This window comes from Rhodococcus opacus B4, assembly GCF_000010805.1.
Lineage (GTDB): Bacteria > Actinomycetota > Actinomycetes > Mycobacteriales > Mycobacteriaceae > Rhodococcus_F > Rhodococcus_F opacus_C.
This window is the reverse complement of the sequence record NC_012522.1, coordinates 4,038,171-4,056,718: the sequence shown is the minus strand read 5'-3', so window position 1 is coordinate 4,056,718 and position 18,548 is coordinate 4,038,171. Positions and strand designations below refer to the sequence as shown.

Genomic DNA, 18,548 nt, shown 5'->3' with positions numbered 1-18,548 from the left:
CATGCAGCGTTTCGCCCTCATCGGAGCCGGATTCATCGGCGGCGTGCACGGCGCCAACCTCGCCGCGCACCCCGACGTCGACCTGGCCCTCGTCTTCGACATCGACCTCGCCCGCGCGACAGACCTCGCCAAGCGCCACGGCAGTCGCGCGACCACCGACCTCGCGGAGGTCTTCGACGCCACGGCAATCGACGCCGTCTTCATCGCGTCGTCCACCGACACCCACGCCGAGCACCTTCACACCGCGGCGACGGCGGGAATCCCGGCCCTGTGCGAGAAGCCCATCGATCTCGACCTCGCGCGCGCCGTCGACGTCGTGCGTTTCGCCGACTCCCGATCGCTGCGGGCGATGGTCGATTTCAACCGCCGCTTCGACCGCGACTACGCCGAACTGCAGCGGGTGGTGACGTCCGGCGAGATCGGCTCGGTCGAGCTGATCCAGATGACCAGCCGCGGTCCGGCGATGCCGCCCCTCGAGTACATCGCGGTCTCGGGCGGGCAGATGCGCGACCAGACCGTCCACTTCTTCGACCTGGCGCGGTGGATCTCCGGGCTCGATCCCGAGTCCGTCTTCGCGACCGGGTCCACGCTCGTCGAACCCCGCCTCGCCGACTACGGCGACGTCGACACGTCGGCCGTCACCCTGCGCCTTCCCGGTGGCGCGCTCGTCCAGATCGACTCCACCCGGCGGATCGGGTACGGCTACGACGAACGCATCGAGGTGCTCGGTTCCACGGGAATGGTCGAGGCACGACGCCAGCGCGCCGGGTCCGTGTCCCGGTACAGCGCGGGCCGCGTCGTCGACGACGGGTTACATGCGGGATGGTTCGAACGGATCCGGGCCAGCTACCGCACCGCGCTCGACCACTTCGTCGACGCGCTGGAGAACGGCGCCGCCATCGGGCCGACCCTGTCCGAAGCGTTGAAAGCACAGGCGATCGCCGAGGCCGCGACCCGCTCACTCACCAGCGGTCGCATGGAGACGATCGAGTACCCGGCCTGAGTCACACGGGGTCGCCGAGGACGACCACGTCGGCGCGGGCGCGACCGGGTGCGACCAGTGCGGCGTTGCGTTCGTCGCTGCGCCGCACCCACTCTCGTGCCTCGTCGGGTGACTTGCCGAACCGGACGTGCCGCTCGACGAGGCGGGCGACGCGCTCGTCCCCGTCCGGGGCGAGGAACCACGCCTCGTCGAGCAGGTCACGCACCGCCGACCACGGTCCCTCGTCGAGGAGGAGGTAGTTGCCCTCGGTGATCACAAGCGGAACGTCCGGCGGGACCGCGATCGACCCGGCATAGGATTCCTCGACCTCGCGGTGAAATTCGGGGGCGTACACCGTCTCGCCCCCGCGTTCCCGCAGTCGGCGCAACAACGCCACGTATCCGGCGGCGTCGAAGGTGTCCGGTGCGCCCTTGCGATCGGCCCGGCCGAGGCGGCCCAGTTCCGCAGTCGGCGCAACAACGCCACGTATCCGGCGGCGTCGAAGGTGTCCGGTGCGCCCTTGCGATCGGCCCGGCCGAGGCGGCCCAGTTCCGCACCCGCCAGGTGGAATCCGTCCATCGGCACGACCACCGCGGACGAACCCAGCGCCGCGAGTACCGCCGCAGCCACGGTGCTCTTGCCCGAACCCGGCGGTCCGGTGATGCCGAGAACTCGGCGCGTGCCCGGTGCGGCGAGCACCCGCGCCCGCCCCACGAGTTCCTCGAGTCGGTCCACCTCTCCTACGGTCACGTTAGACGTGCCGACGACGTCAGTTGACCTGACGCGCTTGTCCGCCCCAGTAGGGGGCGCGCAGTTTGAACTTCTGCAGCTTCCCGGTGGCGGTCCGGGCCAGCTCGTCGCGGAATTCGACCGACGTCGGCGCCTTGTAGCCGGCGAGGTGCTCTTTGCACCAGCCGATCAGTTCCGCCTCGGTGGCGCTGTCGGGTTGGACGTCGGGGTGCAGCACGACCAGGGCCTTGATCGTCTCTCCCCACTTCTCGCTCGGCACGGCGATCACCGCCACCTCGGCGACGGCCGGGTGGGAGAACAGGCAGTCCTCGACCTCGATGGACGAGACGTTCTCGCCGCCGGTGATGATCACGTCCTTCTTGCGGTCGGCGATGGTCAGATACCCGTCGTCGCCGATGACGCCGCCGTCCCCGGTATGGAACCAGTCGCCGGCCAAAGCCTCGTCCGTTTCCTCGGGTTTGCCCCAATAGCCGTCCATCACGACGTTGGACCGGGCCAGCACCTCACCGGCGCCGTCCTCCGTTTCTTCGACGGTCAGCCGGACGCCGAGTGCCGGGGCGCCGGCCCTCGTCAGTTTCGCGGCCTTCGCTTCGGGGTCGAGGTCGTCCCATTCGGCACGGGTGCGGTTGACGGTCAGCAGTGGGGACGTTTCGGTGAGGCCGTAGATCTGGATGAACTCCCAGCCGAGTTCCTCCTGGACGCGGACGACGGTCTTCGTCGGCGGCGGTGCCCCGGCCATGATGATCCGTACCCGGTCCCGGCCGGGGATCTCACCCTCCCAACTCTCGGCAGCGTCGAGGACCGCGGCCGCGACCGCCGGGGCCGCGCACATCAACGTGACCCCGTGATCACGGACCCGCCGCAGGATCTCGGCGCCGTCGACCTTGCGGAGGACGATGTGCTGGGCGCCGACGCCGGTCATGGCGAACGGCTGACCCCAGCCGTTGCAATGGAACATCGGCAGCGTGTGCAGGTAGACGTCCCGGTCATTGATCCCGGCGTGCAAGCCGAAGGTGACCGCGTTGACCCAGATGTTGCGGTGGGTGATCTCCACACCCTTCGGGCGGGCGGTCGTCCCGGAGGTGTAATTGATGGTGGCGGTGGCGGATTCGTCCGGCTCCCACGGACGCGGCTCCGCCCCGGGCGCGGCGTAGAGGTCGGAATCCGAGCCCAGGACGAACTTGTGCTCGCACTCGACCTCGTTCAAGGCGTCCGCGAGTTCCGGGTCGACGTAGAGGACGCGGGCACCGGAGTCCTCGACGATGTAGCGCACCTCCTCGGGGCGCAGCCGGAAGTTGACCGGGACCAGGACCCGGCCCCAGCCGCCGACCCCGTAGAACGAGGTCAGCAGCCGGCTCGAGTTGTGGCTGACGATCGCGACCCGCTCCCCGACGCCGATGCCGAGTTCGTCGAGTTTCGCGGCCTGCCGGCGGGCGAGGTCGGCGACCTCGGCGTAGGTCAGCGAGCCCTGGCTGGGTGCGGGTTGATCGGGTTCGTCGACCACACCGGTCCGATTCCCGTACACGGTCTCGGCGCGGTCGAGGAAATCGGTGACACTGAACGGGACGAACACGATTTCTCCTACGGATTCCATACGTCGACAGGGGCACGAACCGAAACCACCTCCGACGGTACGTTCTCCGCTCGCGAGGCGGGGCGGGTCGGCCCGAAAAAGGGATCAGTCTGCGCGGCGGTGCGCGTGCAGTCATCCATTCATGCGCTGGTGGTCATGGTCCGGCGGCCTCGTTCTTCTTAGTGTTTCAGATCACAGACGCTCGACGAGGTGCGCACCTGCTTTCCCGTCGAGCCGTGGGATGGAAGGACGGACACCGTGGCGACACTGCAGACGGTCCAGAAGATCGGGCCGGTGTTGGACCTGTTCACCGCCGCACAACCGGAATGGGGAGTCTCCGAAGTCGCGGCCGCCATCGACGTTCCCCGGTCGAGTGCGCACGCGCTGCTGTCGAGCCTGGTCGACACCGGGCTGCTGCAGTGCCGCACGCGGGGTCGTTACCGGATCGGCTGGCGCGTCATCGAACTCGGCGAGACCCTGCGGGGCACCGTCGACGTGCGGTCCTGCGCGGCACCGATCATCGAAGGCCTCGTCGAGCGGTTCGGCGAGACCAGCCACCTCGCGGTGATGGAGCGGTGGCACGTGCTGTACGTCGACAAGGTGGTCGGCACGCACAACATCACCGTGCAGGGCGCACGCGTCGGCGCCCGCCTCGAAGCACACTGCACCGCCGTCGGCAAGGTTCTGCTCGCCGCCCTCGAAGAGAACGAACTGCGCCGCTACCTGGCCGGACGCACATTGCGAAGGCACACGCCGTCCACGATCACCAACGCGGGGGCGTTGCTCGACGCGCTGTCGGTGGCGCGGTCGTCCGGCCATGCCTACGACCTCGGCGAAGCGGTGTCGGAGGTCCACTGCGTGGCCGCGCCGGTCCGCGACGACATGGGTTCGGTGGTGGCCGCGGTGAGCATGAGCGTCCCGGTCAGCCGTTTCGTGCCCCGGCGCGCCGAGTTCACCCGCGCCGTCATGGCGGCGGCCCGCGACGTCTCCCACGCGGTCGCGAACGCGAACCACGCCGTTCCGACCACGACCCGGGACGTTCCCGAACCCGGCCGGCGCGCGCTGGCCTCCTGACCTGTACACCAGACCGTCCGACCCGAAACAGAGGTGCCATGGATACCGACGCACGCAAGGCCGCCGACCGATTACTGGAGGTGTATCGGACGGGCGAACCGATCGACCCGCTCACCCCGGAACACCCCGACGCGTCGATCGAGCTCGCCTACCGCATCCAGCAACTGCAGGTCGAGGAGTGGACCCTGGGCGGCGACGTCGTCAAGGGCCACAAGGTGGGCCTCGCGTCACGGGCCATCCAACGGCAGATGAGCGTGAACCAACCCGACTTCGGGCACCTGACCGCGAGCATGTTCCACCTCGAACACCAGCCGATCCCGGCTGACCGGTTCCTGCAACCGCGGATCGAGCCCGAGGTGGCGTTCGTGCTGGGCAGGCCGCTGACGGGACCCGGGGTCACCGTCGCCGAGGCGGTCCGGGCCGTCGACTTCGTCCTGCCTGCCCTCGAGATCGTCGACTCCCGGATCCGGGACTGGCAGATCGGCATCTTCGACACCATCGCCGACAATGCGTCCTCCGGCGGAGTCATCCTCGGCAGCCGGCCGGTCGCGCTGAACGACGTGGACCTGCGACTGGCCGGGTGCACCCTGCACATCGGCGGCGAACTCGTGGCGACCGGCGCAGGTGGCGCCGTCCTCGGCTCGCCGATCAACGCGCTGGTGTGGCTGGCGAACACCGTCGGACCGATGGGCGTGACCCTCGAGCCCGGCCATGTAGTACTTCCCGGCTCGATGACCAGGGCATTTTCGGTGAAGCCGGGCGATTCGATCGTCGCGCAGATCGCCGGGCTCGGCAGTGTGACGGCCGTGCTCGACTCGAAGGAGGAACAGTGATGGGCACCGACACGTGGAGCGCGGCCCTCGTCGCCGACCGGTTGTTGCGGGCGGAAGACTCCGCCACAGCCCAGACGTCGATCAGGGCCGAGTGGGACGGCCTGGACCTCGCGACGGCGTACGCCGCCCAGGACCTCGCCCTGAACATCCGCGTGGCGCGCGGCGAGAAGATCACCGGGGTGAAACTGGGTGTCACGTCGAAGGCGAAGCAACGCCAGGTGGGCGTGGATTCCCCGTCGACGGCCTGGCTGACCGACCGCATGATCCTCCCGATCGGCGATGCGGTGCCCCGGGACCGGTTGATCCACGCGCGCGCCGAGCCGGAGATCGCCTTCGTCATGGGACGGCGCCTGGCGGGCCCGGGAGTGAGCGCGGCGACGGCGCTGGCCGCCGTGGATCACGTGGTGGGCGCGATCGAGATCATCGACAGCCGGTTCTCGGGCTACAAGTTCTCGATGATGGACGCCGTCGCCGACAACAACTCGTCCGGCCGCTACGTCACCGGGCCGATCAGCCGTCGACCCGAGGACCTCGACCTCGCACTCGAGGCCTGTCTGCTCGAGGTGGACGGCGAAATCGTCGATTCCGCGACCGGCGCTGCGGTACACGGACATCCGGCCGAAGCGCTGGCGTTCGCCGCCAACACGCTCGGCGCGCGGGGGCACGCCATCGAGGCCGGCTGGGTAATACTCACCGGCGGCATGACCGACGCGGTCCCGATGGAACCGGGCGCCCGGATCGCGGCCCACTTCACGAATCTGGGCACGATCACCGTGGCGGGAGGTCACTGATGCCGATCATCGAGGTCACGCTCGCCGAGGGCCGCAGCCCCGACGAACTACGCCGGCTCATCTCCGAACTCACCCACGCCGCACACCGGGCGGTCGGGACACCTGTCGCGAACGTGCGCGTGATCGTGCGGGAGACACCGAGCACGCACTTCGCGGCCGGCGACGTCACGCTCGCCGAACGGGAGGAGGCGGCGACCATCCGGGTATCCGGAACGGCCGCCGAGGTCGGCACCTGACGAGTCGGGCATTGCGATCGGGGGGCGAGACGAAGACACGACCCGGACTACACAGGGAAGGTACGCACCCCGCCGTCCCAGGAGATCCGATGACCCCGCACAGTCCCGTCACCCTCGTCGCGGAGCCGACGCAGACACCGCAGGCCCCCGACCGGATGGCCGACGAGTTGTATCACGACCTGTTGTCGCCGAACGAGGTTCGCGACCTTCGCACGAGGGTGCGTGACTTCGCCACCCGCGTCGTCGCTCCCGTCGCGCACCGCATCGCCGGTGGTGACGAGCGGCTCGACGGCTTCCCACGCGACGCGTTCGAGGCCATGGCGGCCGAGGGGCTGTTCCGGATCCCGTTCGCCGCCGACGTCGGCGGCGCGGGCCTGACGCACCGCGCCACGGCGACCGCGGTGGCCGTGGAGGAACTGGCGTACTACTCCAACAGCGTCGCCGCGATCTACGACGTGCACTGCATCCTGGCGGGCACCGCGCTCGACCAGGGCACCGACGACCAACGCCGGTGCTGGTTGCGACCGATCGTCGACGGCGAGATGGTGGGCGCCTTCGCGACCAGCGAACCGGGCGCGTCGAGCGACCTGTCTCCCGACGCCGTGTCCACCGAAGCGATCCCGGACGGTGACGGATGGATCCTGCGCGGCCGCAAGCGGTGGATCACCAACTCCGTCGTCGCCGGTGTCGTGGTGGTGCTCGCCCGCACCGGGGACACCCTCACGACCTTCATCGTGCCCACGAGTGCGGCGGGAGTCACGATCGGCACCCCCGATCGCAAACTCGGCAACCGCGGGCAGATCACCGCCGACGTTCACCTCGACGACGTCCGCCTCGGCCCGGAGTCGGTGCTCGGGCGGGTCGGCGGCGGCCTGCGCATCGCGTTGCAGACCCTCACCTACGGACGGATCGGGATCGGCGCCGCGGGCGTCGGCATGGCGCAGGCCGCATTCGATCGGACTGTGGCCCATCTGAAGTCGCGGCAGGCGTTCGGTGGTTCGCTGGCCTCGAAGCAGCACTGGCAGTTCGTGATGGCCGACTACGCCGCCGACCTCGAGGCGGCCCGCAGCCTCTACCTCAAGGCGGCGCTGCGCCTCGATGCCGGCGAGCGGTTCCCCGAACCCGAGGCGGCGATGGCGAAACTTCGAGGCACCGATCTGGCGGCCCGGATCGCCCGAGATGCCGTGCAGGCCTTCGGTGGACTCGGCTTCGTCCGGTCACTCGGGGCCGACGACACGGAGGGTCCGGTGGAGGCCATCTACCGCGACAGCAAGATCGGCGAAATCTACGAAGGGGCGAACGAGATCCAGCGCTGGGTGCTGGCGCGTCAGATCTTCGGACGCGGACACACCGGATAGGGACGTACGGACCTAACGGTCCGTACGCGAATCGCCATGCTGCTCGCGGAAATGCGCGGGGCTGGCGCCGAACCGTTTGCGGAATGCGCGGCTGAAGTGTGAGACGTCGCGGAAACCGACGCGTTCGCTGATTTCGGCGACCGTCGAGTCGGTGTCCAGGAGCTGTCCCCGCGCGCGATCCAGACGCAACTGGTACAGCCACGTGCGGGGCGTGGTGCCGGCGAGACTGAACAGTTTGTGGATGTAGCGCACCGACATTCCCAGTTCGACGCCGATCTCTGCCGTCGAGTGATCGGAGTCGTGCAGGTACCGCGCCATCGTCTGCTGCACCGTCCGGAGGTCGTCGTGGTGGATCCGTTTCGTCGCGGTCAGGGGCGGCGCCTGCTCCGTGAGTGCGGACGTCAGCAGATCGACGGCGGAGGCGGCGACCGATGCCGAGGAACCCACCGAGAACCGGGCGTCGGTGGTCGCGATATCGACGAGAAAACGGGAGACGAGACCGCTCATCCCGCGCTGCCCGGAAATTCCCAGGCCGGTGACCTCGCCCATGGCCTCCACGGACAGCCGGGAGATCAGCAGTTGACGGGGAGCGCGCAGCACCACCTGCTCGAATTCGGTCTTCCCGTCCACGACGAACGGTGCCGCCGAGTCGAGGATGCCGAATGCTCCCTGTTCGAGGACCGCGGTCCGCGAATGTTGCTCGAGAGTGGCCGTTCCTCGTGTGATCAGGCACAGCAGGTAGTCGTCGTTGGGGTCGGACCGGATCATCTCCGGCGTGCGTACCACCGTGTGCGGATCGGCATGCACCACACTGACGGTCAGCTCGCCGAAGGGCCGCACCGTCAATTCCGCGGCGAATTGCGCGTCCCGGTCGGGCCAGTCGACGTCCATTTCGCAGTAAGTGGAGTCGAGGGTGTCCGCCCAGCGCGTGCGGCCTTCCGTCGACTCCAGCTCGCGAGTATTCAGCACCATCGCAGCGGCGTTCTCGGTGCAGGCGGAGTCATCCTTCTGTGCACTGTCGGTCATGTTCGATCGCACCTCCGCCTCCTAGTGTTCCAGATCACAGGCACTCCCGGCGCGGGCGATCCCCGAAAGGTTCCCCGCCGCGCCCACTTCGAATCTCGCGCACCACCTCAGAGGAGGCAACGCCATGACCACCAGCACCACGTGGATCGAATCGATCACCATGGAGGAACTCGACCGCGACCCGAACCCGATCTACGACCGGCTTCGGCGCGAAGCACCGGTTGCGTTCGTCCCCGCGGTGGGGATGCACGTGGTGGCGTCCCGCGACCTCTGCCTGCAGATCGCACAGGACTCCGACACGTGGTCCACGGTGATCGCACCCTCGGGTGGGCGAACCTTCGGTGAAGGTACCGTACTGGCGTCCAATGGCGAACAGCACAGGAAGATTCGCGAATGGATCGATCCGCAATTGCGGCCCAGCGCGGTGGATTCCTATGTCGAAGCGCTGGTCCGGCCGCAGGCGCGCAGCCTCCTCGAAGGGATCGAGGATCTGGGAGCTGCAGACATCCAGGAGGCCTACTTCGCACCGATCAGCGTGCGGTCGGTCGGGGACCTGATGGGTCTCACCGAAATCCCGTCGGAGACACTGGTGCGCTGGTTCCAGACACTGGCGCAGTCCTACGGGAACGCGGAAGTCGACGAGAACGGGCACTTCGCCAATCCTGCGCCGTTCGAGGCCGGTGACCGGGTCAAGGTCGAGATCATCGCCGCCGTCGACCCGATGCTCGACCATTGGACCGACCATCCCGACCACACCCTGATCTCGCACTGGTTGCACGACGGTATGCCCGACGGGGCGGTCCGGGACCGGTCCGAGATCTACCCGAACATCTACGTGTTCCTGCTCGGCGCGCTCCAGGAGCCCGGGCACGTCATGACGACGACGCTGGCCGGACTCTTCCAGCACCCCGACCAGCTCGAACGCGTCGTCGACGACCCCACCCTCATTCCACGCGCCGTCAACGAGGGCGCGCGCTGGGTGGCCCCTATCTGGAGTGCCGCGGTGAAGGTCGCCAACCACGAGGTCACGGTCGGCGGTGTCGACCTGCCCGCCGGAACACCGGTGATGCTGGCATACGGCTCGGCCAACCGCGACGAGTCCGTCTGGGAGAACGCCCAGGCCTACGAGGTCGATCGGCCGATCATGCCGCACCTGGCATTCGGGGCGGGAAACCATGCCTGCGCCGGAACGTATCTCGGGACCGCGATCGTGCGGATCGCTCTCGAGGAACTGTTCGAGACGATCCCGAACATCGAGCCCGATCCCGACCGCGCCCCGCAGTTCTGGGGATGGACGTTCCGCGGGCCGCAGGGCCTGCACGTCACCTGGGAGGTGTGACCGATGGACCGCATGGTGACGGTGTCCGGGCACGACGGAGCCTTTCCCGTCGCACCCGGCACCTCGGTCCTGGAAGCCGCGCTGCGCGCGAATCGCTGGCTGCCGCACGCCTGTTCGCAGGGGACGTGCGGTACGTGCAAGATCCGGGTTCTCTGCGGGCAGGTCGACCACGGCGCCGCCGACGAGACCGTCCTCACCGCCGACGAGCGCTCGTCCGGGCTCGCGCTGGCCTGCCAGTCGAAACCCCACGGAGACCTCACCATCGCCCCCGTGAACGACGCCGACCCCGGCAGGCCGATGCACGCCCTCCGCGACCACACGGGCACCGTGCGGGAACTGTCGGACATCGCGCGTCAGACCCGCAGGCTCGTCGTCGAACTGGACGAGCCGATGGAGTTCGACGCCGGCCAGTACGCCGAGTTGATCGTGACGGGATCCGGTGTCGCACGACAATATTCGATGGCGAATCCGCCGTCCGAACCCACACTGCTCGAGTTCCACGTCCGGAACACGGAGGGCGGTCTCGCCACCGATGGGTGGATCTTCGACACACTCGCCGTGGGCGATCGCATCGATCTGCGTGGGCCGCTGGGTCAGTTCGGCGTCATCGAACCCCAGGAGGAGCCGGCCATCCTCATCGGCGGTGGCACCGGGCTCGCGCCACTCAAATCGATTGTCCGGCATGCCCTGGACGGTGACCTACTCCCCGAGATTCACCTCTACCACGGCGGTCGCCGAGAAGCCGACCTCTACGACATCGAGTACTTCCGCGCGGTCGCGGCGGCCGATTCCCGATTCCACTATCACCCGGTCCTCAGCGAGGAGACCTGGGACGGAGCGACGGGAATGGTGACCGACGCCGTGCTGAACGACTTCGCAAGCTGCCGCGGCCACAGCGCGTACCTGTGCGGACCGCCGGCGATGGTCGTCGCCGCCGTCAAGGCACTCAAACGCCGGCGCATGTCACCGCGGCTGATCTTCAAGGAGGAGTTCACCGTAAGCGCACCGCGCCCGGCGGCCGAGGCCGTGTGATCCCGCAGTCCCCCCACCGATCCGACGACGTCCCAGTCACTGTGCGACCGCGGGCTCTGAAACCTGTCGGACCCCCGCGATAGTATTCGCACATGAGTTCGACTGGGGGGTCGGTGAAAAGCCGGGTGGCGGAGCATCTGTCGATGCTCGCTGCCGCGGTCGACGGGCTCCTCGATACCGGGCTCACGGAATTGTCGGACGGTGAGGTCGTCGAGGTGATGCGCGGGGTGGAGCGGTCGCTGCGCCGAGCGGATGCGTTGTCGCACCGGCTGATCGTGGAGAGTGTCGAGCGGTCGGTCCCGGCGAGCCTGGGGTACAACGCACCGAAGAAGATGCTGATCGACGTGCTCCGGGTGTCGGCGGCGGACGCATCCGCCCGGGTCGCCGCCGCCCGGGAGCTGGGGGTGTGGCACACCCTGTCCGGCGATCCGATGCCGCCGGCGTTACCGGACACCGCGGCGGCCCAGCGGGACGGCGACATCGGCGTCGGCCACGTGCGGGCGGTCTCGAAGGTGATGCGCAAGATCCCCCACGCCGTCGGCACCGACGCGATCGCCGACGCCGAGGCGGTGCTGGCCCGTCTCGCCCGACAGGGCACCCCGGAGGATGTGGAGGCGGCCGGGCACCGGTTACTGGCCTATCTGAACCCGGACGGAAACCTCGGCGACGACCGCGACCACACACGCCGGCGGGGCATCTCGATCGGCCGGCAGGACACCGAACTGATGTCGAGAATCTCCGGTGAACTCGACCCCGCCGCGCGGGCGCTGCTCGATCCGATCCTCGCCAAATGGGCCCGGCCGGGGATGAACAACCCGGACGACCCCGAATCACCCACCGGTGACGCCGAGGACCCGTCGGTCGATCGAGAGGTATTGGCGGCGGCCGCCGCCCGCGATACCCGCACCGCGGCGCAACGTCACCACGATGCGTTCAGCGCGATGTTCCGGGTACTACTCGAATCGGGAGTGCTCGGCCGGCACCGGGGACTGCCGACCACGGTGATCGTCACGATGACCCTCGAACAATTGGAACGAGCCATCGGCGGCCTCGCCACGACGGCGACCGGCGGTTTGCTCCCGATCGAGGACGCACTGGCCCTGGCCGAGGAAGCGCATCCGGTGCTCGCCGTGTTCGACCACAAGGGGCGTCCGCTGCACCTGGGGCGGCGTCGTCGCCTGGCCAGCGCCGGGCGCACCGACATCGACGGCCTGGCCCTGGTGTGCGACGCCTGCCATGCCCAGGTCCACGACGGCCCCACCGGGTGGGCGACACGGTCCGCGCCCGGCCATTCCGCGCACCCGGGCCGAACCGAATGGATCCCGCCACCACACATCGACCCCACCCGAAGACCACGCATCAACCACCGGCACCACCCCGGCGAGTTGATCGACCATGCGGGGAGATGCGCGTGCACCGTAACAACCTGGCGTCAGGGCGCGGGCGAATGCGTCTTCCGGTACTGCCCCGGGCTCGCACCGAAGGTGCTGCGGAACAACCGGCTGAAATGGGACACGTCGCGGAACCCTGCGCAGTCGCTGACGTCCGCGACGGACAGTTCGGTGGTGAGCAGGTACTTCCGTGCACGCTCGAGGCGGGCCTGGTACAGCCAGGCCCGCGTCGTCGTGCCTTCGGCACTGAACAGTTTGTGCACGGTGCGCAGCGACATCCCCGCCGCTGCCGCGATGTCGGACAGTGTGAGTTCGCCGTCGTGGAGATTCTGTTCGATCACCCGTTGTACCCGCGCGAGATCCTCCGTGCGGTGGAGGTGGGCGGGGTTGGTGGCGAGTGGCCCCTCGGTGAGCGCCGTCGCCAGCATGTCGACGGTGGACGACGCGAACGACACCGCGGCTCCCTCCGACATCGGCGCCTCCAGACCCGCGATGTCGGCGAGTAACCGACCGACCAGTCCGCCCGGACCGGTGGCGCCGGAGATCGACCGGGCCGTGCCGTGCTCGACGAGACGACCGGGCAGACGCGAGGTGAGCACGTTCCGGGGCGAGCGCACGACGATCTGCCGGAACGGGGCCGGCGAGTGGAACACGAAGGGCGCGGCGCAGTCGAGGAGCGTGAAAGAACCCCGCTCGATCGTCGTGGTCCGGCCGGACTGCCGGACCTCCACGCAACCGTCCGTGACGAGACAGACCAAATATCCTTCCCCCGAATCGGACTGGATCATCGAAGGTGAGCGCACGACGGTGTGGGCGTCGGCTCGGATCGTGCTGACGTGCAGGTCGCCGAACGGCCGTCCGCCCCACTCCGCGTCGAAATGCCGCCGCGGCTCCGGCCACGCGACGTCCGTCTCGCAGTAGAGCTGCTCGAGCGTGCTCGCCCACTGCACGCGACCCTCGCCGGTGTCCAGCTCCTGTGTGCGCAGGGACACGAACGCGGGCGCGTCGGTGCACGCGGAGTCATTCGATCGTTCGCGCTCAGCCATGGTTCACCACACCTTCGCCTAATAGTGTTCCAAGTCACAGGAACGTGGCGTTCGGGCCAATATACCCCACCCCGGCCGGTACGACACCGACGGCGAGGACCGATGCGCCACGGCAGCATTCGACGCCGAAACAGATTCCTGCCCAACGAGACCAGGAGTGCCTCCATGACCACATCAGCTTTCGTCGACGCCCCTGTCGCTGCGCCCAACGACGTCCGGCCCATGACGGGCGACGAGTACCTCGAATCGCTGCGGGACGGCCGCGAGGTGTATTTCCGCGGCGAGCGCGTCGACGACGTCACCACGCATCCCGCCTTCCGGAACTCGGCACGGTCGGTGGCGCGGATGTACGACGCACTGCACCGACCGGAGGCGAACGGCGTGCTGGCGGTGCCGACCGACACCGGCAACGGGGGCTTCACGCATCCCTTCTTCAAGACTGCGCGCAGCGCGGAAGACCTGGTCCTCGCGCGTGACGCCATCGTGGCCTGGCAGCGTGAGGTGTACGGCTGGCTCGGCCGGTCGCCCGACTACAAGGCCTCGTTCCTCGGCACGCTGGGAGCCAACGCCGACTTCTACGGCCCGTACAAGGAGAACGCACAGCGCTGGTACAAGCAGTCGCAGGAACGGGTGCTGTACCTCAACCACGCCATCGTGAACCCGCCGATCGATCGCGACAAGCCTGCCGACGAGACCGCCGACGTGTGCGTGCACGTAGTGGAGGAGACGGACGCGGGCCTTATCGTCTCGGGCGCAAAGGTGGTGGCGACCGGATCGGCGATCACCAACGCGAACTTCATCGCTCACTACGGACTGCCGCTCCGCAAGAAGGAGTACGGCCTGATCTTCACGGTGCCGATGGACTCGCCCGGCCTGAAACTGTTCTGCCGCACGTCCTACGAGATGAACGCCGCGGTGATGGGCAGCCCGTTCGACTACCCGCTGTCGAGCCGGTTCGACGAGAACGACGCGATCATGGTGTTCGACCGGGTGCTGGTGCCGTGGGAGAACGTCTTCGCCTACGACACCGAGACCACGAACAACTTCGTCATGAAGTCGGGGTTCCTCTCCCGCTTCATGTTCCACGGGTGCGCCCGGCTGGCCGTGAAGCTCGACTTCATCGCCGGCTGTGTGATGAAGGGCGTGGAGATGACCGGTTCGGCCGGTTTCCGCGGCGTGCAGATGCAGATCGGGGAGATCCTCAACTGGCGCGACATGTTCTGGGGCCTGTCCGACTCGATGGCCAAGTCGCCCGAGCCGTGGGTGAACGGCGCCGTGCAGCCGAACCTCAACTACGGTCTCGCCTACCGCACGTTCATGGGAGTCGGCTACCCGCGCATCAAGGAGATCATCCAGCAGGTGCTGGGCAGCGGTCTGATCTACCTGAACTCGCATGCGAGCGATTGGAACAACCCGGCGATGCGCCCCTACCTCGACCAGTACGTGCGCGGGTCGAACGGCATCGCCGCCATCGACCGCGTCCAGTTGCTCAAACTGCTGTGGGACGCCGTCGGAACCGAATTCGGCGGGCGGCACGAACTCTACGAACGCAATTACGGCGGCGATCACGAGGCCGTCCGGTTCCAGACGTTGTTCGCGTACCAGGCGACCGGTCAGGATCTGGCGTTGAAGGGATTCGCCGAACAGTGCATGTCGGAGTACGACGTCAACGGCTGGACCCGGCCCGACCTGATCAACAACGACGATCTGCGGATCGTCCGGAGCTGAGGACCGGCAGATGAGGAGCACAGCCATGGCCGACGCCGTCTGCGAAACCGATCTCGAGGTCACTCCCCTGCACATGCGGAAGGCGCTGGGACGCTTCGCCAGCGGCGTCACCATCGTCACCACCGCCGAATGCGAGGACGAGGACTCGGTGCACGGGATGACGGCGAACGCGTTCACCTCCGTCTCCCTGGACCCACCGCTGGTGCTCGTCTCGATCTCGACGCGCGCGAAGATGGACGCGAAGATCCGCGAGACCGGAACGTACGGCGTCTCCATTCTCGCCGGCGACCAGGAGCCGGTGTCGCTGCACTTCGCAGGCGCCACGCAGCAGCCGGATCTGGTCCGATTCGTGTGGCGCAGGGGCGTCCCGCTCCTCGAGGGTGCCCTCGTCCATCTCGCGTGCACCGTCGTCGCCTCGTATCCCGCGGGCGACCACACCCTGCACGTGGGCCGGGTCGAACAACTGTCGTACGACGACGGACACCCGCTCGTCTTCTACACCGGCAGTTTCCGGTCGCTCGAACTCCTCGGGCGCGACGAGCCCTGGGGGTTCTGAAGACAGTGCCCGACGATTGGGGCGGTCGCGACGAGTGTCGCGACCGCCCCATACGTACGTATGTATTGCCAGAGTCAGGGCGCCGACCGCGCCCGGGCCGCGATCTCACCGGCCCGGGTTGCGGCAGCGGAATTCCCGGCGATTGCCCAGTTCACCGGATCGACTTCGACGATCTGCCCCCGCACGAGTGCCCGGTCCGCCCCCAGAACGTCGACAACGAGATCGGTGAAGCGGGCTGCGAGTTCCTGGCGCTGCGCGACGGGCCGGCCGGCGAGCACGATCGCGGTGAAGTACGGCGCAGGCGGCGCGCCGCCGGCAACGGTGGCTCCCGCGACGGCGACGTCGCCGGGGGCGTAGCGCACGACGAAGGTTCGTACGCGTTCGATCGGAGAGTCGAGTACCTCGGAGTAGCAGCGACTCGCCGCGGTCAGCAGTGTGCGGTGCTGTTCGGCGGTGTACGCACCGTCGACGAGATGGAAATGGGCAACAGGCATGGGTGGCAGTTCCTTTCGTGTGTTCAGTGGATTCCGTGCCGAGTTCCGGCGTCGACGTTGATCACCGAGCCGTGTAGCACCGCGGCCTCCGGCGCGAGCAGTGTCTCGACGATCCAGCCGATCTCCGGGAGCGTCGGCAGGCGGCCGAGGGTGGTCTTGGCGCGGTAGCGGTCCCAGATCTGTTCCGGATCCTGTCCGGTCTCCGCGGATTCGGTCTCGACGAACGCTCGAAGCCGCGGGGTGTCCACCGGACCGGGCGCGATCGTGTGGGTGGTGACGCCCTTCGGCCCGTAGAGGGCGCTGAGTTGGCGCATGAGATTGAAGACGGCGGCGTTGGCCGTGCCGGGCGCGGCGTCGAGCGGGCCGGGCTCGAGGCCGAGGGAACCGGCGATGGTGACGAACCGGGAGCCGTCGACGAACTGGTCCCGGACGGCGTGCAGGAGGCGGACGAGTCCGCCGACCTTGATGTTCGTCGCGACGGCCAGATCGCCGGGTGGGATCGTGTCGGCGGAACCCCGCACGGGAAGGCCCGCCGCGAACAACGCCATGCGCACCGGCGAATCCACCTGAGCGGAAATCGATTCGATCGCACTGTCGTCGGCGATATCGGCGACGCAGGGGATGATCCGGTCGTCCAGCGCAGCGAGCTTCTCGAGATCGTCGGAGTTGCGGGCAACGGCGAGGACGCGGAGGCCGCGGCGGACCAGCCTCAGGGTGATCTCGGTGCCCATCGCACCGGTCGCGCCGACGACGACGCAGAGGTCGGGTGTAGTCACGAGAGTGTTCTCCTCGGGGAAGACAGACGGCCGGGGCGGTGGGTACCGCCCCGGCCGTGGGTGGGTGACATGGAATCAGCTGTGCAGCCGGATGGTGACGGCTCGCGGTTCGGTGAAGAATTCGCGGGAGTACTGGCCGCCCTCGCGGCCGAGGCCGCTGCTGCCTTCGCCGCCGAACGGCAACCGGAGGTCGCGTTCGAAGAACGTGTTGATCCAGACGGTCCCGGCCTTCCAGCGGGCGGCCATCCGGTGGGCGCGGTTGAGGTTGTCGGTGAACAGCATCCCGGCCAGGCCGTACGGGGAGTCGTTGGCGATGCGCAGCGCCTCGTCCTCGGTGTCGAATCCGAGGACGGTCTCGACGGGCCCGAAGATCTCCTCGCGTGCGGTGCGGGAGTCGTTGGTGAGCCCGGTGATCACGGTCGGCGGGTAGTAGAACCCGTTGGCCCGGGCGTCGTCGGTGAGCCGGGCACCGCCGGTGACGACCTTGCCGCCCTCCTCCTGCGCCAGTTCGACGTAGCCGTGCACCTTCTCGAGGTGCTTCTCCTCGATCAGCGGGCCGACGAAGTTCGACGGATCCTTCGGGTCACCGACGGTGAGTTTGCGCGCTTCCTCGGCGAACCGGTCGAGGAATTCGTCCATGATCGAGTTCTGCACCAGCAGACGCGAACCGGACAGGCACACCTGCCCGTTGCCGCCGAAGATGGCGCGGATCGACATGGGGACGGCGACGTCGAGGTCGGCGTCGTCGAAGACGATGTTCGCGGACTTTCCGCCCATCTCCGCGGACACGGGGGTGTGGTTGACGGCGGCGGCCTGCAGGATTTTCACGCCGGTGGCGCTGGATCCGGTGAACGTGATCCGGTCGACCCGCGGGTCCGCGGTGAGCGGACCGGCGACGGCCTCGCCGCCGAAGCCGTGGACCACGTTGAGGACGCCCTCGGGCAGGCCGGCCTCGAGGGCGAGTTCGGCGAACCGGTGCGCGGTGAGCGGCGTCTGGGGCGCGGGCTTGAGGACCGTGGTGTTACCGAACGCCAAGGCGGGAGCGATCTTCCACGTCGCGAGCATCAGCGGTGCGTTCCACGGGCTGATCGCGGACACCACCCCGGCGGGTGGGTACAGGACGTAGGAGAGCAGGTCGCCGTCCGGGTACGCCTCGTTGGCGGCCATCGACACGTAGTCGGCGAAGAATCGTAGGTTGTGCGCGACCCGCGGGATCTCGGCGTGCAGGGACTGGTTGATGCTCTTGCCGCCGTCGCGGGTCTCTAGCAGCGCCAGTTCCTCGCGGTGCTCGTCGACCTTGTCGGCGACGGCGTGCAGGACCTTCGCCCGTTCCTTCGGCGACATCCGCGGCCACGGGCCGTCGTCGAAGGCGGTGCGGGCCGCGGTGATCGCGGCTGCCCCGTCCTCGGTGGTGCCGCGTGGAACGGTGCCGAGCAGGGAACCGTCGTGCGGGTCACGGGTTTCGAACGTGGCGCCGTCCGAGGCGGGCGTCCAGTCGCCGCCGATGAGGTGACGCACCTCGGTCACCTCGGGTGCGGATTCCGTCGTGGTCATGGTGCTCCT

At 68.4% G+C, this 18,548-nt stretch carries 17 protein-coding genes and 1 pseudogene; 11 read left to right on the top strand and 7 right to left on the bottom strand.

The features are described from left to right. The first annotated feature begins 1 nt into the window (after window position 1). Entirely contained in the window at window positions 2-1,003 is a 1,002-nt protein-coding gene (locus ROP_RS18525) for a Gfo/Idh/MocA family protein (protein WP_012690941.1), read from the top strand. 1 nt (window position 1,004) lies between these two features. Here ROP_RS18525 and ROP_RS45275 read toward each other — a convergent pair whose 3' ends face one another. Both ROP_RS45275 and ROP_RS18515 read right to left on the bottom strand, forming a co-directional pair. Continuing rightward, window positions 1,005-1,442, bottom strand: coding sequence for a nucleoside/nucleotide kinase family protein (locus ROP_RS45275; protein WP_419789314.1), 438 nt, complete (start codon window positions 1,440-1,442; stop codon window positions 1,005-1,007). A 309-nt stretch (window positions 1,443-1,751) separates the two neighbouring features. Further along, window positions 1,752-3,305, bottom strand: a complete 1,554-nt coding sequence (locus ROP_RS18515; protein ID WP_012690938.1) for an AMP-binding protein — start codon at window positions 3,303-3,305, stop codon at window positions 1,752-1,754. Between the two features lie 258 nt (window positions 3,306-3,563). Here ROP_RS18515 and ROP_RS18510 point away from each other — a divergent pair, with 258 nt between their 5' ends. The 5 genes from ROP_RS18510 to ROP_RS18490 all read left to right on the top strand — a co-directional run bounded on the left by ROP_RS18510 (window position 3,564) and on the right by ROP_RS18490 (window position 7,597). Further along, on the top strand, window positions 3,564-4,379 hold the full coding sequence (locus ROP_RS18510; RefSeq protein WP_012690937.1) for an IclR family transcriptional regulator: 816 nt from the start codon (window positions 3,564-3,566) through the stop codon (window positions 4,377-4,379). A 38-nt stretch (window positions 4,380-4,417) separates the two neighbouring features. Further along, the gene (locus tag ROP_RS18505; protein ID WP_012690936.1) at window positions 4,418-5,212 is read left to right on the top strand and encodes a 2-keto-4-pentenoate hydratase; all 795 of its coding nucleotides are present in this window, start codon (window positions 4,418-4,420) and stop codon (window positions 5,210-5,212) included. Continuing rightward, a complete protein-coding gene (locus ROP_RS18500) occupies window positions 5,212-6,003 on the top strand; it encodes a 2-keto-4-pentenoate hydratase (RefSeq protein WP_012690935.1) in 792 nt (263 codons plus the stop codon). Before ROP_RS18505 ends, ROP_RS18500 begins: the two co-directional genes overlap by 1 nt. Next, a complete protein-coding gene (locus ROP_RS18495) occupies window positions 6,003-6,239 on the top strand; it encodes a tautomerase family protein (protein ID WP_012690934.1) in 237 nt (78 codons plus the stop codon). The genes ROP_RS18500 and ROP_RS18495 overlap by 1 nt, the downstream gene beginning before the upstream one ends. An 89-nt stretch (window positions 6,240-6,328) precedes the next feature. Next, window positions 6,329-7,597, top strand: coding sequence for an acyl-CoA dehydrogenase family protein (locus tag ROP_RS18490; protein ID WP_012690933.1), 1,269 nt, complete (start codon window positions 6,329-6,331; stop codon window positions 7,595-7,597). Window positions 7,598-7,609: 12 nt separating this feature from the next. Here the strand turns inward: ROP_RS18490 and ROP_RS18485 are convergent, their stop codons facing one another. Beyond that, window positions 7,610-8,623, bottom strand: coding sequence for an AraC family transcriptional regulator (locus ROP_RS18485; RefSeq protein ID WP_012690932.1), 1,014 nt, complete (start codon window positions 8,621-8,623; stop codon window positions 7,610-7,612). Between the two features lie 124 nt (window positions 8,624-8,747). Here ROP_RS18485 and ROP_RS18480 point away from each other — a divergent pair, with 124 nt between their 5' ends. The 3 genes and pseudogenes from ROP_RS18480 to ROP_RS18470 all read left to right on the top strand — a co-directional run. Further along, a complete protein-coding gene (locus ROP_RS18480; RefSeq protein WP_012690931.1) occupies window positions 8,748-9,962 on the top strand; it encodes a cytochrome P450 in 1,215 nt (404 codons plus the stop codon). Window positions 9,963-9,965: 3 nt separating this feature from the next. Next, entirely contained in the window at window positions 9,966-10,994 is a 1,029-nt protein-coding gene (locus tag ROP_RS18475) for an NADH:ubiquinone reductase (Na(+)-transporting) subunit F (RefSeq protein WP_012690930.1), read from the top strand. A gap of 92 nt (window positions 10,995-11,086) precedes the next feature. Further along, window positions 11,087-12,133, top strand: a pseudogene (locus ROP_RS18470) (DUF222 domain-containing protein); the annotation flags it as partial. Between the two features lie 293 nt (window positions 12,134-12,426). Here ROP_RS18470 and ROP_RS41340 read toward each other — a convergent pair. Next, window positions 12,427-13,431, bottom strand: coding sequence for an AraC family transcriptional regulator (locus ROP_RS41340; protein ID WP_012690928.1), 1,005 nt, complete (start codon window positions 13,429-13,431; stop codon window positions 12,427-12,429). 165 nt (window positions 13,432-13,596) lie between these two features. On the opposite strand from ROP_RS41340, the gene ROP_RS18465 reads away from it, so the two are divergent. Continuing rightward, on the top strand, window positions 13,597-15,159 hold the full coding sequence (locus ROP_RS18465) for a 4-hydroxyphenylacetate 3-hydroxylase family protein (RefSeq protein WP_012690927.1): 1,563 nt from the start codon (window positions 13,597-13,599) through the stop codon (window positions 15,157-15,159). Between the two features lie 25 nt (window positions 15,160-15,184). Then, window positions 15,185-15,715 carry an NADH-dependent flavin reductase gene (gene nphA / locus ROP_RS18460; protein WP_012690926.1) on the top strand — a complete coding sequence of 177 codons (531 nt, stop codon included), beginning with the start codon at window positions 15,185-15,187 and terminating at the stop codon, window positions 15,713-15,715. Between the two features lie 74 nt (window positions 15,716-15,789). On the opposite strand, the gene ROP_RS18455 is transcribed toward nphA, so the two are convergent. The 3 genes from ROP_RS18455 to ROP_RS18445 all read right to left on the bottom strand — a co-directional run bounded on the left by ROP_RS18455 (window position 15,790) and on the right by ROP_RS18445 (window position 18,539). After that, a complete protein-coding gene (locus ROP_RS18455; RefSeq protein WP_012690925.1) occupies window positions 15,790-16,209 on the bottom strand; it encodes a tautomerase family protein in 420 nt (139 codons plus the stop codon). Window positions 16,210-16,232: 23 nt separating this feature from the next. After that, window positions 16,233-16,985: an SDR family NAD(P)-dependent oxidoreductase gene (locus ROP_RS18450; RefSeq protein ID WP_012690924.1), complete on the bottom strand. Its 753-nt coding sequence runs from the start codon at window positions 16,983-16,985 to the stop codon at window positions 16,233-16,235. 75 nt (window positions 16,986-17,060) lie between these two features. After that, window positions 17,061-18,539 (bottom strand): aldehyde dehydrogenase, encoded by a 1,479-nt coding sequence (locus ROP_RS18445; protein ID WP_012690923.1) that lies wholly within the window; start codon window positions 18,537-18,539, stop codon window positions 17,061-17,063. Window positions 18,540-18,548 lie beyond the last annotated feature (9 nt).